Below are 14,578 nucleotides of genomic sequence, written 5' to 3'. Positions count from 1 at the left end.
ATGGCATCACGCACTCCGTCACCCCGCCAGAAGGCCGCCCCCGCCCCGCGCAAGGCCGTGCGCGACAGCGTCGCCACCCGCAGCGCGATACTCGACTCGGCCGAGAAGATCTTCGCCCGCGATGGACTGCGCAGCACCCGCACCGAGGAAATCGCCGCGGGCAGCGGCGTCACCAAGGCGATGATCCACTACTACTTCGACACCAAGGAAGCCCTGTACCAGGCGGTGCTCGACCGCGTGTTCCAGGACCGCGAACAGGGCATGGACTTCAGCTCCCTGCGCAAGCTTCCGCCGGTCGACGCGCTGCAGGCCTTCGTGGAAAGGCTGCTTCAGCAGATGGTCGCCAAGCCCCACCTCGGCCCGCTGTTCGCGCTGGAGAACATCCAGAACGACGGCGCCTTCTACAGCCGCAACGGCGGCAAGCTGTACCGGACGCTGGCCGACATCCTGGAACGCGGCGTGGCCGACGGCTCGTTCCGGCAGCAGGATCCCGGCCATGCGGCCGTCAACATCATGGGCGCCTGCGTGCACTTCTTCAACGTGTCCTCGAACATTCGGACACTGTGGCCCAAGGACAAGGCCGACTCCACCGCGTCGATGATCAACCACTGGCGCGCCGTGGTCGAGTTCGTCATGTGCGCGGTGCTGGCCCCGCCGCCGGGTCCGCGCGCCAGGAATCCGCGCCAGCCGCGGCTGGCGGCCCTATGAACCCGGCTCAGGCGGTGGGCGCGCTGCTCGCGCGCATCGGCCCGGCCTGGGGCGACGACATCCGGACGCATCGGGACCAGGTGCTGGATGCCTACGCGCCCTTGCTGGACGCGACGGCCGCGGCGGGCCCGGCCTGCACGCGCGGCCTCGCCTACGGGTCCGACCCGCGCCACGTCCTGGACATCTACCGCGATGCGGCCTTTGCCGGCCCCCTGCCGGTCGTGGTGTTCATGCATGGCGGCGCCTACGTGCGGGGGGACAAGGACATCGCTCCGCGCGTGTACGCGAACGTCCCCACCTGGTTCGCCCGGCAAGGCTACCTGGGCGTCAACCTGGAGTACCGGCTGGCGCCCGGCGCGCCCTATCCCGGCGGCGCCGAAGACCTGGGACGCGCGCTGGCGTGGATGCGGGAGAACATCGGCGCCCACGGCGGCGACCCCGGCAGGATGTTCGTGATCGGCCACAGCGCGGGCGGCACGCACGTCGCCCACCATGCCCTGGACCCGCGGCTGCCCTACCGGGGCAAGGAGCTCCGGGCGGCGGCCATCCTATCGGGCCGGCTGCGCGCCGATGCGCTGCCCGCCAACCCCAACGCCGCAGGGGTGCGCGCGTACTTCGGCAACGACGAGAGCCGGTACGAGGCGTTGTCCCCGGTCAGCATGGCGACGCCGGATGCCATCCCGCTGTTCGTGGCGATCGCCGAATACGAGAACCCGCTGCTGGACGTCTACGGCGCGGAGTTCTTCCATCGCCTGCGGGCCTGCGGACACCGGGCCAACCAGTTTCTCATGCTGCCACGCCACAACCACATGTCCATCATGGCCCACTTCGACACGGGCGAGGACTTCCTGGGGCGCCAGCTTTGCGGCTTCTTCGCTCGGCACGGCGCCGCCGCGTGAACGCGGCGGCTCAGGCCGCGGCCAGGCGGGGCGCCGCCGGCCGCCGTATCAGGAAGACCACCAGCGCGGCCAGGATGCACGCCGCGCCCGCGGCATACAGCGCCGGGGTATAGGTCAGCATCTGCGTACGGACCAGCCCCGCGCCGTACGCCGCGATCGCGCCGCCGATCTGGTGGCCGGCGAACACCCAGCCGAACACCATGCCCGCTTTCTCCTTGCCGAACTCGGCCGCCGCCAGCTTGACGGTGGGCGGCACGGTGGCGATCCAGTCCAGGCCGTAGAACATCGCGAACAGCGACAGTCCATACAGCGTGAACTCCGAGTGCGGCAGCCAGAACAGCGACAGGCCGCGCAGGCCGTAGTACCAGAACAGCAGCTTGCGATTGTCGTAGCGGTCGGACAGCCAGCCAGAGAGGATGGTGCCGACGAAGTCGAACGCGCCCATCATCGCCAGCACCGAGGCGGCGGGCAGCGCGGCCAGGCCGAAGTCCCCGCACAGCGAGATGAAGTGCGTCTGGATCAGGCCGTTGGTGCTCAGGCCACAGACGAAGAAGGTGCCGAACAACACCCAGAACGTCCGGTTGCCGGAGACGCCGCGCAGCACCTGCAGCGGCGCCAGGAAGGACAGGCGCGGCAAGGCGGGCGCGGCCACCGGGGCGTGAGGATCCGCGCCATAGGGCGCGAGCCCGAGGTCCTGCGGACGATCGCGCACCAGCAGGAACGCCAGCACGGCCACGGCCAGGCAGCACGCCACCACCGGCGCCACCGCCATGCGCCAGCCCACATGCTCGATCAGCCATGCCGCGGCCGGCAGGAACACCAGTTGCCCCGTGGCCGCGCTGGCCGTCAGCAGGCCCAGCACCAGTCCGCGCCGCTGGTCGAACCAGCGCGTGGCGACCACCGCGCCCAGCACCACGGCCGTCAGGCCGGTGCCGAATCCCAGCAGCAGCCCCCACAAGGCGATCAGGTGCCAGACCTCGGACATGCGCGTGGCCAGCAACAGACCGAAAGCCACCAGGACCATGGCCGTGCACATGATGCGGCGCAGGCCGTAGCGTTCCATCAGGATGGCGGAGAACGGCCCCATCAGGCCGAACAGCGCGAAGCGCAGCGCCAGGGCCGACGAGATCTGGTCGACGTTCCAGCCGAACTCGCGGGACAGGGGTTGCAGGAAGGCGCCGGGCAGGCCCAGCGCCGCCGACGACGACAACATGGTCAGGAAGGCCAGCGCCACCATGACCCAGGAGAAGTGGATGCCTCGCCGGGCCAGCCAGCGCGATACGGGATGGGCGAACACGATGCGGTCCTGTCAGGGCGTGGGAAGGGAATCATCCGCGGGCAGCAGGTGCCTGCGGGCCGCTTGCAGGATCTGGTCGGAAATGGGGTCGGCCGCCGTGGCCCGCGCCATCAGCAGCGCGCCCACCATCAGGGACAGTTCGACCAGCGCCCGCTCGCGGTCCGCCGCCTCGTCGCCACTGCCGCGCAGCGCGGCCAGCGAGGCAACCAGCCCATGGATGCCGTCGACGTAGCTCTGGTGCACCGGCTTGCCGGCGGGTTCCCGGGCCACGTCCACCGCCAGCGATGCCGCCGGGCAGCTGCCGCCGGCGTTGTCGCGCGCCTTCGGCGACAGATAGGCTTCGACGATGAAGCGCAGCGCGGCGGACGCGTCGGCCGCGCTGGCGGTCCGCTGCCGCCAGCGCTCCAGCGACGTGGCGAAGGCCTTGGCGCAGGCGGCCGCGGCCAGCGCGTCCTTGGACTCGAAGTGTCCGTAGAAGCCGCCGTGGGTCAGGCCCGCCGCCGCCATGAGGTCGGCCACGCTGACTCCCTTGATCCCCTGTTCCCGGATCAGGCGCGCCGAGGCTTCCTCGATGGCGGCGCGGTTCTTTTCGGCCTGCTGTCGCGATACGCGGGGCATGTCGCCCTCCTGTGCATGGAGGGCGAATAATAAATGATGCCTATAATTTATTCAATAGATGTCAATCATCATTTATTTCCCCCTCTTCACCCGCCCGGCGCCGGTAGGCCAGCCGGTAAAGCGTGGGCAGGACCAGCAGGGTCAGGGCGGTGGACGAGATGATGCCGCCTATGACGACCGTCGCGAGCGGCCGCTGCACCTCGGCGCCGGTGCCGGTCGCCAGCGCCATGGGCACGAAGCCCAGCGACGCGACCAGCGCGGTCATCAACACCGGCCGCAGGCGGGTGGCGGCGCCCAGGCGGACCGCGTCGTCCAGTGGATGGCCTTGCGCCCGGAGCGACCGGATGAAGGACAGCATCACCAGTCCGTTCAGCACGGCCACGCCCGAGAGCGCGATGAAGCCGACGGCCGCGGAAATGGATAGCGGAATGCCGCGCAGCCACAGCGCCAGCATGCCGCCGGTCAGCGCGAAGGGAATGCCGGTGAACACGATCAGGCCGTCGCGCAGGTTGCCGAACATCGCGAACAGCAGCGCGAACACCAGCAGCAGCGAGATCGGCACGACCCATTGCAGGCGCTCGGTGGCGGATTGCAACTGCTCGAACGTGCCTCCCCAGGCCGTCCAGTAGCCAGGCGGAATGCGCACCGACGCCTCGATGCTGTCCTGGGCATCCGACACGAACGAACCCAGGTCGCGGCCGCGCACGTTGGCGCTGACCACGATGCGCCGCTTGCCGTCCTCGCGGCTGATCTGGTTGGGGCCAGGCGCCAGTTCGAAACGGGCCAGCTCGGCCAGCGGCACGAAGGCCACGCGCGCCTGGCCCTCGCCTCGCGGAAGCGCCACCGGCAGGCGCTTGAGCGCCTCGATGTCGCCCCGCACGTCGTCGGGCAGGCGCACCAGGATGTCGAACCGCCTGTCGCCCTGGAAGAAGATGCCCGCCTCGCGCCCTCCCACCGCGGTGGCGATGGTTTCCTGCACCTCGGCCAGGCTCACGCCATAGCGGGCGGCCTTCTGCCTGTCGACCTCGATGGTCAGCATGGGCAGGCCGGCGGTCTGCTCGGCCTTGACCGAATCGGCGCCGGGCAGACGCGCCATGACCGCCGCGATCTCGGCCGCCGTGCGTTCCAGCTGCGCCATGTCGTCGCCGAAGATCTTGACGGCGACGTCGCTGCGCACGCCCGAGATCAGCTCGTTGAAACGCATCTGGATGGGCTGCGTGAACTCGTAGTTGTTGCCCGGCACGCCCTCCACCACCTTCCGGATCGCGGCCACCACTTCTTCGTGGGAGCGGCGCGGCTGCGGCCAGGCGTCCAGCGGCTTGAGCATGACGTAGGTGTCGGCGATATTGGGCGGCATGGGATCGGAAGCGATCTCGGCCGTCCCGATCTTGGCGAACACCCGTTCCACCTCGGGCACCTTGGCGACCTGCCGCTCCAGTTCCTCCTGCATCGCAATGGCCTGGGTCAGGCTGGTGCCGGGAATCCGCAGCACCTGCACCGCCAGGTCGCCTTCGTCCAGGCTGGGAATGAACTCCGCGCCCAGGCGCGTCGCAACGGCCAGCGCCAGGGCCACGGCCACCGCGCCGAAGGTCAGCACCACCGGCGTGTTGGCCAGCGAACGGCTCAGCAGCGGCTCGTACAGCCGGCGTGCGCCGGTCATCAGGCGGTTCTCCTTCTCCTGCACGCGGCCGTTCAACAACAATGCCACCGCGGCCGGCACGAAAGTGATCGACAGGATCATCGCGCCCAGCAGCGCCAGCACCACGGTGATCGCCATGGGATGGAACATCTTCCCTTCCACGCCCGTCAGGGCGAAGATCGGCAGGTAGACGATCATGATGATGAGCTGACCGAAGATCAGCGGCCGCCGCGCTTCCTTCGAGGCCTCGAACACCTCGGCAAAACGCTCGGCGCGCGTCAGCGTCCGGCCCGCCGCGGCCTGGGCATGCGCGATCCGCCGCACGCAGTTCTCGACGATGACCACGGCGCCGTCGACGATGATGCCGAAGTCCAGCGCCCCCAGGCTCATCAGGTTGGCGCTGACCTTGTAGGACACCATGCCCGTGAAGGTGAACAGCATGGACAGGGGAATGACCATGGCCGTGATGAGCGCCGCCCGGATGTTGCCCAGGAACAGGAACAGCACAACGATGACGAGGATCGCGCCTTCCAGCAGGTTTTTCCTGACCGTGGCGATGGCCTTGTCGACCAGCGTGGTGCGGTCATATACCGTCGCAGTCTTCACGCCCGGCGGCAGGGTCTTGTTGATGGCCGCGAGCCGCTCGTCCACCGCCCGCGACACCGCGCGGCTGTTCTCGCCTATCAGCATGAACACGGTGCCCAGCACCACTTCCCTGCCGTTCTCGGTGGCGGCGCCGGTGCGCAGTTCGCGGCCCAGCTGCACGTCGGCGATGTCGCGCACGCGTATGGGCTGGCCCTGGGCCTGGCTGACAATGACCTCGCGGATGTCCTCCAGCGATCCGACCTGCCCGGGCGCGCGCACCAGGTATTGCTCGCCGCCCCGCTCGATGTAGCCGGCCCCGACGTTGACGTTGTTGCGCTCCAGCGCGGCCACCACGTCGGCCAGCGTCAGCCCGTGGGCCGCCATGCGTTCCAGGTTGGGCGCGACCAGGTATTCCTTCGCGTAGCCGCCTATGGTGTTGACGTCGGTCACGCCCGGCACCGTGCGCAGCTGCGGTCGGACGACCCAGTCCTGGATCTCGCGCAAATCCGCCAGCGTGTAGGGGCTGCCGTCCGGCTTGCGCGCGCCGGGCTCGGCCTCGACCGTCCACATGTAGATCTCCCCCAACCCGGTCGAGATCGGCCCCAGGGTCGGCGTGACGCCGGCCGGCAGGGCCTCGCGCGCCTCCTGGATGCGCTGGTTGACCAACTGGCGGGCGAAGTGGATGTCGGTATCGTCGCGGAAGATGACCGTTACCTGCGACAGGCCGTAGCGCGACAGCGACCGCGTCTGCGCCAGGCCGGGCAGGCCCGCCATGGTGGTCTCGACGGGATAGGTGATGCGCTGTTCGGTCTCCAGCGGCGAATAGCCCGGCGCGGAAGTGTTGATCTGCACCTGGACGTTGGTGATATCGGGCACCGCGTCGATGGACAGGCGGGTGAAGTTGTAGAGGCCCAGCGCGACCATGCCGAATACTGCCAGCATGACCAGCCATCGTTGCTCGATGGCGAACCGGATGATCCGTTCGAACATGAGAGTCTTCCTGTCTGGCGGGTCTAGTGGGTATGCTCGGCGCTGGCCTTGCCCAGCTCGGCCTTGAGCGTGAAGGTATTGGTCTCGGCGTAGCGCGAGCCGGGGGCCAGGCCCTCCAGCACTTCCACCCGCAGGCCGTCGCGGCGGCCGGTCTTCACCGGCTGCGCCTTGAAGCCGCCGGGCACGACGGTGAACACCACGCTGTCATCGCCCACCGTCTGGATGGCATCGGCCGGCACGGCCAGGGCCACGGGCTCTTCGCCGCGCAGCACCTTGACGGTGATGAAGAGCCCGGGACGCCAGGCCATGCCGGGATTGGCCAGCGTGACGCGGGCGGTGGCGGTGCGGGTCTGCGCGCCCAGCAGCGGGCCGACGTAGGACACTTCCCCCTGGGCCGTCTCGTTCAGGGCGGACGAGGAAATGCTGACCTTCTCGCCCACGCGCACGGCCGCCAGGTCCTGCGGAGCGACGATGAACTCGGCCCAGACCGTGCTCAGGTCGGCGATGGTGAACACGGTGGTGGTATCGCCCACCGCCTCGCCCATGGCCATGTGTTTCTCGACCACGGTGCCGTCGAAAGGCGCGCGCAGTTCGTACTGGTTCAGCGCGGGCGCCCGGCCCGCCGCGCCCACGGCCTGGAGCTTCTGCGCGGCGTTCTGCACCGCGATCCTGGCCTCTTCCCGCGCGGTGCGCGCCTGCAGGTAGTCCTGCTCGGCGGACACCCGCTCTTCCCACAACTTCTTTTCGCGCACGAAGGTTTCCTCGGCCAGGGTCTCGCGCTTGCGCGCGGCCAGCAGTTCGCTGCGCAGGTCCGACAGCGACGTGCTGGCGATCGCGGCCAGCACCTGGCCCTTGCGGACCTGTTGCCCCAGGTCCGCCGACACGCGCTCGACGATGCCGGCCAGCCGGGGCACGACGTGGGCCGTGCGGTCTTCGTTGAAGCGTATCTCGCCCGGGAACTCGCGGGTCGGCCGCAGCACTCCCGGGCCAGCCTCGGCCGTGCGTATGCCGGCCGCCTGGACCTGGGCTTCGCTCAGCTTCACCAGGCCGTCATCGGCGTGCTCGTCGGCCGATGCGCCGGCCGGCGTCTCGCCGCCGTGGCCGTGGCCGTCTTCCTCGCCATGCGGCGCGGGCCAGAACAGCACGCCGGCCACCGCCAGCGCGCCCGCGATCAGGATGGCCGCCATCGCGGCCTTTTGTTTGTTCGTCGTCGACATGACAGGATTCCTTCAGCGGCCCAGCACGCGGTCGATCGCGATGGCGGCCTGGTAGGTGTCGGCCAGCACGGCCAGATAGCGGATGCGGGCCTGGAACAGCGTGCGCTGCGCGTCCAGGACGTCCAGGAAACCGGACTTGCCGGCCTCGAATCCGCGGGTGGCGGCTTCATAGGCGTCGCGCGCGCCGGGCAGCACCGTGCCGCGCAGCGCGTCGGCGCTCTTGCGCGCCAGTTCCAGCTGCGCGGAAGCTTGCCGCAGCTCGTGGGCCAGCCTGACTTGCATGGCGCGATGCACGTCGCGCGCCTGGTCTGCGCGCACCGTGACCTCGTACAGATTGCCCTGGTTGCGGTCGAACAGCGGCAGCGGAATCGACACGCCCAGCAGGGTCTGGTTGCGCCCCAGCTCATTGTTGCGCTGCGTACCCGCGGTCAGCCGCACGTCCGGGTAGCGCTTGCTGCGCTCGACGCCGATCACGGCCTCGCGGCGCTCGATCTCCAGCCGGTGCGCCGCCAGTTCGGGCGCCTGCTCCAGCTCCCGCAGCAGCGCATCGACCGGCGCGCGCGCGGGCAGCACGTCCAGGCTGCCCACGGCCTGGCCGAAGCGCGGATCGGGTTCGCCCCACAACGCCCCCAGCGCCCGTCTTGCCTCCTGCACGCGCGCTTGCGCCGTCTCGACCTCGAGGTCGGCATTGGCCCGCTCGACGCGGGCCCGCGTCTCTTCCAGCGGCGGGACCTTGCCGGCCGCCACCCGCCGGGCCGCGATGTCCGCCGCCCGGGCCGCCACCTGCGCCGACCCGTTGGCCAGCGCCACCCCTTCCTGCGCGATCAGCAGGTCGAAAAAGGCGGCCACCGTGGCCGCGCGCAATTGCGCACGCGCCCGCGTGAACTCGGCCACCGCCACGGTCTGCGCCCGCTCCGCCGCCAGGATGCGCGCGGAACGCTTGCCGCCAAGCTCGATGGGAATGCCCAGCTCCACGCTGGTGGTGCGCGAATCGCGTCGCGTGTCCTCGACGGCGAACGAGATATCGGGATTGGGCAGGACCCGCGCCTGGACGACGCCGCCCTGCAGGGCCTCGGCCTCCTTGGCGGCGGCCGCCAGTGCCGGGTTGCCCGCGGCAGCCATGGCCAGCGCCGCCTCCAGGGTCAGCGGGCCGCCAGCGGCGGGTACCTGGTCAAGAATGGGAATAGGAACGGGATCGGGCCGCGGCTGGGCCACGACCATGGGGCTGGACAAGACGGCCGCCAGCCCGAGCGGCCATAGAAGTCTGCGCATCGAATTGCACCTGGAAAACGGTTCCGTGAATTCGGCGAGACGAAAGTAGCGGGGGGAACGGCTGCGTCTCGCCGGCTAGGCGAGCGCGCGCCACTGGGGGCGTTCGGGCAGCGAGACGGGCGCCGCCGCCAGGAAGGCGGGCGGCGCGGGAGGATGGGCATGGGCGATGCCGGCCTTGGGCAGGTCCGGGGTGCCGGCCAGGACGGCCTGCAACGCGATCATGTGGCAGACCACGCAGTCGGGATGCACCGCTTTCTTGGCGTCGCCCTTGTCGCCGGTGTCCTGATGGACGTGTTCGTGGTGGCCGAAGTGCGCCTGGGCCACCTTGCCGGTTTCGTGCTGGCAATAGCCCGCCGCCGCTGCCCAGGTGAACTGGAACGGCAGGAAGGCAAGCAGCAGCAGGATGAACAGGCGGCGCATCGGGGCATTGTAGCTGCTGACGCCACCGCGTGCCTGCGGCGGCGTGTCGCGGCCCTAACGCAGCAGCCCGCTGCCGCTGTTGCGCGAACCGGAACGGTCTCCGGCTCCGGAAGACTCCGTCCCGGTGGAGGGATCGCGCCCGCCGGAGCCCGAGCCCGTGGCGCCCCGGTTGGGCGGCTGGTTCTGCGCGCCGCCCTGGGTCGTGCTGCCCGGATAGCCCGCGCTGCCGGTACCCTGGCCCTGCTTGCCGGGGGACGAGCCGCTGTCCTGGGCGTTACCCGACGAACCGGACGGCCCGCTGTTGGTGCTGCCCCGGGTCGGGCTGTCGGAGCTGGAGCCGCTGGGCGCGTTGCTGCCGCCGCTCTGGCCGTTGCCGCTCTTCTGGCCGTTACCGGTCCCCGAACTTGTCTGCGCCAGGGCCAGCGGCGCCGTCAGGACCATGCCGAGGCTGAGCAGGATGCTTGCCGTAATGGAACGCTTCATGTCGATCTCCTGAAACGTCCCCTTCCAGCAGAAAACATGCCCGCCGGCCTACAGCCCCAGCACGCGCGCCGCGTTGCCATGCATGACCTTCTCCATCACGGTGTCGCTGTAGTCCAGTTCCTGCCATTCCTTCAGGATGCGCGCGTACGGCAGGCTGGGATAGTCGCTGCCGAACATGATCTTGTCCTGCAGCCGGCCGCGGATGTCGACCTTGAGATTGCCCGGAAAATGCCTGGGCGCCCAGCCCGACATCTCCCAATAGACGTTGCCCTTGTGCAGGGCCACGGCGGTGGTCTCGTCCACCCAGGGCCAGCCGGGGTGCGCCATGATGATCTTCAGGTTGGGAAAATCGGCCGCCAGGTCGTCGATGGCGGCCGGATGGGCGTGGCGTATGCGCGCGCCCATGCCACCCGGCAGGCCGGCCCCCATGCCGGTGGTGCCGACGTCTATCATCACGGCCGAGCCCAGCGAGGCGATTTCCTCGAACAGCGGGTAGTAGCGCGTGTCGTTGACCGCGAAGTGCTGCATGATGGGATGGAAGTGAAAGCCCATGAAGCCCAGCTCGCGCACCGCCCTGCGAGCCTGGCGTATCGCGATTTCGCCCTTGGCGGGCTCGAGCGCGCCCCAGCACTGGATGATGCGGTCGGGATGCCGTTTCCACATGCCGTGCACGTATTCGTTGGTGCAGGGCGGCGTGGCCACGGTGGTCTCCAGGTCCAGCGCGACCAGGCAGGCATCCACGCCGGCGGCGGCGAATTCGGCCACGACCTCGTCCTCGGGCTTGCCGACCCAGTTCCGCTTCCAGTAGGTGGCCAGGGCCTCGACATAAGGGCCCTGGGCGTCGATCCAGGTCTGCGTGCCCGGATAGCAGTGCAAATCGATGATGCGCATGGTCGCGTCTCTCCTTCTTTCAGGCCGCGGCCGCCCGGGATGCCACCATCTCGGCCAGGGATTTCTTCGACACCTTGCCGAAGGTGGACACCGGAAAATCGTCCAGGACCTCCAGCCGCTCGGGCAGCTTGAACTTGGCGATCTCGCGCGCCTTCAGGAAAGCCACCAGCTCCGGCAGCGTCAGCGACGCGCCCGCCCTCAGCACCACGCACGCGCACATGCGTTCGCCCATGTCGGGATCCGGCATGGGAACGCAGGCCACGTTCTGTACCGCGGGATGCATGAGTATCAGGTTCTCGATCTCTTCCGCGCTGATCTTCTCGCCGCCGCGGTTGATCAGGTCCTTCTTGCGGCCCTCGACGATGTAGTTGCCCGAGGGATGCCTGCGCATCAGGTCCCCGGACCGGTAGAAGCCGTCGGGCGTGAACTGCCTGGCGTTGTACTCGGGCACGCCGAAGTAGCCTCGCAGCGTGTAGGGACCGCGGCAGGACAGTTCGCCCACCTCGCCCGGCCCGACCTCGCGCCCCTCGTCGTCGATCAGCCTGATCTCGTCGTCGGGGCAGACCGGCCGGCCGCAGGTTTCCATCAGCACGTCCTCGGGGTCGTCGTGGCGCACGAACATCAGCACGCCTTCGGACATGCCGAAGTTCTCCTGCACCAGCGCGGTGGGAATCAGGCGGCGGGTGCGCGAGCGGACCTCGGGCTGCATGCGCTGGCCGCCGCTCTGGATCAGCCGCAGCGACGACAGGTCGTAGCGCCCGATGTCCGGATCGTTGATCAGGCGTATCAGCAACGCCGGCACCACCTTCAGGTGCGTGACGCGGTGTTTCTCGATCAGCGCGAACATCTCGGCCGGACGGGTGTTCGCGTGCAGCACCACCTTGGCGCCGTTGAACAGGAAGCCCTGTATGCCGGGACACGCCAAGGGCAGGTTGTGCGCGATGGGCAGCACCAGCAGCAGCACGGAGTCGCCGTCCACCCGGGTCACTTCCGCCGCGACCTTGGAGTTGTAGGCGTAGTCGTTGTTGGTGCGCGGGATCAGCTTGGGAATCCCGGTCGTGCCGCCCGACAGCTGGAAGATGCAGGGGTCCTCGGGATCGATGCGGATGTCGCGCAGGGCCGCGCGGTCGCCGGGGGCCGGCGTCTCGATCAGCTCGGCCAGCGAATGCTCCCCGGGCCCGGCCGGGCCCAGCACGAGGCGCAGCCGCAGGCAGTCGTTCTCCTGCTGTATGCGGTCGACGACGGGACCGAAGGCGAAGTCCCCCTGCGATACCGGATAGACGCAGCAGCGCGCCTGCGACAGCCTGACGAACTGGCTGATTTCCAGATAGCGATGAGTGACCAGCGCGGCGATGGGAATGGCGCCGATCTTCTGCAGCGCAAAATACAGGATCACGAATTCGGCCACGTTCGGCAGGGTGGGCACGACGCGGTCCAGCGGCCGCAGCCCCAGCGCCAGCAGGTGCAGCGCCAGATTGTCGCTTAGCCGGTCCAGGTCGGCGTAGGTATGGCTGCGATCGCCGTCGACCAGGGCCACCCGGTCCGCATGGCGCGCGAAGACCTGCGCGAATTCCTGGGCCAGCGAGCGGTCCTGCCAGTAGCCCCGCTCGCGGTAGCGGCGGGCGAACTCGGGCGGAAAGGGGACGAATCCTTCGAGCATGGCGCCTCCTCAGGTCGAGCTGGTGTAGCCGCCGTCGATCACGACGATCTCGCCGGTGACGAAGCGGTTCGATTGCAGCAGGTTCAACATGGTCTCGGCCACGTCGTCGGCGGTCACGCAGCGGCGCAGCGGCGTGGCGCGGGCGCGCTTGCCCATGAGGTCGCCGTACTTCTCGCCCAGCATGCGCTGCATCCAGTCGCCCTCCATCCAACCCGGCGCGACGGCGTTCACCCGGATGTCCGGCCCCAGGTTCCAGGCCAGCGTCTTGGTCAGGTTCACGACCGCCGCCTTGCTGGCGGCGTAGGGCAAGGGCTGGGGGCCGGGCCGCAGGCCGACGATGCTGGCCGTGTTGACGATGGCCGGGTCCGTGCCCTTCCTGAGCAGCGGCACCGCGGCGCGCGTGACCTGGAAAAGCCCCCGCACGTTCACCGCGAAAGTGCGGTCCCACTCGTCCATGTCCAGGCTGTCCAGGTCCCGGACCTTCCAGGCCGCGGTGGTGCCGGCGTTGTTGACCAGCGCGTCCAGGTGCCCGAACCGCTCGTCGACGGCCCGCATCATCTGGCGCACCGCCGCGTCGTCGGACACGTCGCACTGGAGCAGCATGGTGCGGGCCCCCAGGGCCGCCGCCTCGCTGGCCACTTCGCCGGCGGCCTTCCCGCTGGAGGCGTAATTGATCGCCACGTCGTAGCCGGCGCGCGCCAGGGCCAGCACCGCGCTGCGGCCGATGCCGGTCGCCCCGCCGGTAACCAGGGCTTTTCTTCTATCGTTCATCTGCATTTCCATCGTGGTTGATTGGACGGCCAGGCCTACTGGGGCTGGATCGCCAGTTCCTGCACCGTGTTCTTCCAGACCGCCTGCTGGCCCCGCACGAAGGCCTGGAGATCGGCCGCGCTGCCGTGCATGGGGTAGACGCCCAGGTCGGCCAGGCGCGAGACCAGTTCCTTGTCGTCCAGCAGGCGATTGATGTCGGCGTTGATGCGCTCGACCACCGCGCCGGGCGTCCCGGTGGGGGCGAACAACGCGAACCAGCCCAGCGATTCGAAGCCCGGCAAGGTCTCGGCCACCGTGGGCACCGATTCCAGGCCCGGCAGCCGCCGCGGCGAAGTCACCGCCAGGGCCCGCATCTTGCCGGCCTTGACGTGCTGGACCAGGGCGGGGATACCGTCGATGGTCAACGCCGCCTCGCCCGCCAGCACCGCGTTGATGGCGGCGGGCGAGCCGGCATAGGGCACGGTGAAAAGCTGGAATCCGCCGGCCCGCGCCAGCATCTCGCCGGTCAGGTGCGGCACCGATCCGGCCTGCGCCGCCGCGAAATTCAAGGTGCCCGGCCGGGCCTTCCCTTCCTTCGCCAGGTCCGCCATGGAGCGGATGGCCGACGTGCCCGGCACCACCACCATCATGGGGCTCGTGCCCACGGCGGCCACGGGCACGATGTCGCGGTCCATGTCGTACTGCGGCTGCTTGTAGAGCAAGGGCGTGAGCACCGCCGCGGCGGCGGGCACGAAGCCCACCGTGTAGCCGTCGGCGCCGGACCGCGCCAGCGTGGACATGCCCGGAATGCCCCCGGCGCCGGGCTTGTTCTCGACATACACGGGCTGTCCCCAGCCGTGCGAGAGCCGGTCGGCGATCAACCGCGCCACGACGTCGGGCGCGGCCCCGGGCGGGAACGGCACGATCATCCTGACCGGCTTGGCGGGCCAGGTCTGGGCCCTTGAATCCTGAATCAGCGACAGGGCGACGGCGAACCCTGCCACCCATGCCAGCAACCGGCTGTGCCGGCCCGAGGCCATGATGCGTTGCATGCTTGTCTCCTGCGCGTGCTATCAAGTTTTTCTGGTGGACGCGAGGTGACTGTAGAAAAGTGGCGGTGCTACGGACAAGATGTCAAAATCCCACGAG

General features: G+C 69.4%; 13 protein-coding genes. 2 read left to right on the top strand and 11 right to left on the bottom strand.

All coding sequences use genetic code 11. The features are described 5' to 3' along the window. Together EGT29_RS07060 and EGT29_RS07055 are read left to right on the top strand one after the other, a co-directional pair. Nucleotides 1-708, top strand: a complete 708-nt coding sequence (locus tag EGT29_RS07060) for a TetR/AcrR family transcriptional regulator (protein ID WP_161567725.1) — start codon at nt 1-3, stop codon at nt 706-708. Next, on the top strand, nt 705-1,607 hold the full coding sequence (locus tag EGT29_RS07055) for an alpha/beta hydrolase (protein ID WP_124688350.1): 903 nt from the start codon (nt 705-707) through the stop codon (nt 1,605-1,607). Before EGT29_RS07060 ends, EGT29_RS07055 begins: the two co-directional genes overlap by 4 nt. Nucleotides 1,608-1,617: 10 nt before the next feature. Here the strand turns inward: EGT29_RS07055 and EGT29_RS07050 are convergent, their stop codons facing one another. The 11 genes from EGT29_RS07050 to EGT29_RS07000 form a co-directional block, all read right to left on the bottom strand. Then, nucleotides 1,618-2,904 (bottom strand): MFS transporter, encoded by a 1,287-nt coding sequence (locus tag EGT29_RS07050; RefSeq protein WP_124688349.1) that lies wholly within the window; start codon nt 2,902-2,904, stop codon nt 1,618-1,620. Between the two features lie 12 nt (nt 2,905-2,916). Beyond that, nucleotides 2,917-3,522, bottom strand: coding sequence for a TetR/AcrR family transcriptional regulator (locus EGT29_RS07045; RefSeq protein ID WP_124688348.1), 606 nt, complete (start codon nt 3,520-3,522; stop codon nt 2,917-2,919). Between the two features lie 61 nt (nt 3,523-3,583). Then, a complete protein-coding gene (locus EGT29_RS07040; RefSeq protein ID WP_124688347.1) occupies nt 3,584-6,736 on the bottom strand; it encodes an efflux RND transporter permease subunit in 3,153 nt (1,050 codons plus the stop codon). A 23-nt stretch (nt 6,737-6,759) separates the two neighbouring features. Further along, a complete protein-coding gene (locus EGT29_RS07035) occupies nt 6,760-7,953 on the bottom strand; it encodes an efflux RND transporter periplasmic adaptor subunit (protein WP_124688346.1) in 1,194 nt (397 codons plus the stop codon). A gap of 12 nt (nt 7,954-7,965) precedes the next feature. Then, nucleotides 7,966-9,225: a TolC family protein gene (locus EGT29_RS07030; RefSeq protein WP_124688345.1), complete on the bottom strand. Its 1,260-nt coding sequence runs from the start codon at nt 9,223-9,225 to the stop codon at nt 7,966-7,968. A 75-nt stretch (nt 9,226-9,300) separates the two neighbouring features. Further along, nucleotides 9,301-9,645, bottom strand: a complete 345-nt coding sequence (gene czcI, locus EGT29_RS07025; protein ID WP_124688344.1) for a cation efflux protein, CzcI family — start codon at nt 9,643-9,645, stop codon at nt 9,301-9,303. Between the two features lie 54 nt (nt 9,646-9,699). Further along, on the bottom strand, nt 9,700-10,128 hold the full coding sequence (locus tag EGT29_RS07020) for a hypothetical protein (RefSeq protein WP_124688343.1): 429 nt from the start codon (nt 10,126-10,128) through the stop codon (nt 9,700-9,702). A 48-nt stretch (nt 10,129-10,176) separates the two neighbouring features. Then, a complete protein-coding gene (locus EGT29_RS07015; protein WP_124688342.1) occupies nt 10,177-11,019 on the bottom strand; it encodes an amidohydrolase family protein in 843 nt (280 codons plus the stop codon). A 19-nt stretch (nt 11,020-11,038) separates the two neighbouring features. Next, nucleotides 11,039-12,679: a (2,3-dihydroxybenzoyl)adenylate synthase gene (locus EGT29_RS07010; protein WP_124688341.1), complete on the bottom strand. Its 1,641-nt coding sequence runs from the start codon at nt 12,677-12,679 to the stop codon at nt 11,039-11,041. Nucleotides 12,680-12,688: 9 nt separating this feature from the next. Beyond that, nucleotides 12,689-13,450 (bottom strand): SDR family NAD(P)-dependent oxidoreductase, encoded by a 762-nt coding sequence (locus EGT29_RS07005; RefSeq protein WP_124688340.1) that lies wholly within the window; start codon nt 13,448-13,450, stop codon nt 12,689-12,691. Nucleotides 13,451-13,485: 35 nt separating this feature from the next. Further along, nucleotides 13,486-14,481, bottom strand: coding sequence for a tripartite tricarboxylate transporter substrate binding protein (locus tag EGT29_RS07000; RefSeq protein WP_124688339.1), 996 nt, complete (start codon nt 14,479-14,481; stop codon nt 13,486-13,488). Between the last annotated feature and the right edge of the window lie 97 nt (nt 14,482-14,578).

The organism is Pigmentiphaga sp. H8 (assembly GCF_003854895.1).
Taxonomy (GTDB): Bacteria; Pseudomonadota; Gammaproteobacteria; order Burkholderiales; family Burkholderiaceae_B; genus Pigmentiphaga.
This window is presented reverse-complemented; position numbering and strand designations above follow the sequence as displayed.

Excerpts from the sequence above, each read along its gene's own strand:
- EGT29_RS07000 (WP_124688339.1), bottom strand. The coding sequence starts at position 14,481 with ATGCAACGCATCATGGCCTCGGGCCGGCACAGCCGGTTGCTGGCATGG.
- EGT29_RS07040 (WP_124688347.1), bottom strand. The coding sequence starts at position 6,736 with ATGTTCGAACGGATCATCCGGTTCGCCATCGAGCAACGATGGCTGGTC.
- EGT29_RS07005 (WP_124688340.1), bottom strand. The coding sequence starts at position 13,450 with ATGAACGATAGAAGAAAAGCCCTGGTTACCGGCGGGGCGACCGGCATC.
- EGT29_RS07010 (WP_124688341.1), bottom strand. The coding sequence starts at position 12,679 with ATGCTCGAAGGATTCGTCCCCTTTCCGCCCGAGTTCGCCCGCCGCTAC.
- EGT29_RS07015 (WP_124688342.1), bottom strand. The coding sequence starts at position 11,019 with ATGCGCATCATCGATTTGCACTGCTATCCGGGCACGCAGACCTGGATC.
- EGT29_RS07055 (WP_124688350.1), top strand. The coding sequence starts at position 705 with ATGAACCCGGCTCAGGCGGTGGGCGCGCTGCTCGCGCGCATCGGCCCG.
- EGT29_RS07060 (WP_161567725.1), top strand. The coding sequence starts at position 1 with ATGGCATCACGCACTCCGTCACCCCGCCAGAAGGCCGCCCCCGCCCCG.
- EGT29_RS07035 (WP_124688346.1), bottom strand. The coding sequence starts at position 7,953 with ATGTCGACGACGAACAAACAAAAGGCCGCGATGGCGGCCATCCTGATC.
- czcI (WP_124688344.1), bottom strand. The coding sequence starts at position 9,645 with ATGCGCCGCCTGTTCATCCTGCTGCTGCTTGCCTTCCTGCCGTTCCAG.
- EGT29_RS07030 (WP_124688345.1), bottom strand. The coding sequence starts at position 9,225 with ATGCGCAGACTTCTATGGCCGCTCGGGCTGGCGGCCGTCTTGTCCAGC.
- EGT29_RS07020 (WP_124688343.1), bottom strand. The coding sequence starts at position 10,128 with ATGAAGCGTTCCATTACGGCAAGCATCCTGCTCAGCCTCGGCATGGTC.
- EGT29_RS07045 (WP_124688348.1), bottom strand. The coding sequence starts at position 3,522 with ATGCCCCGCGTATCGCGACAGCAGGCCGAAAAGAACCGCGCCGCCATC.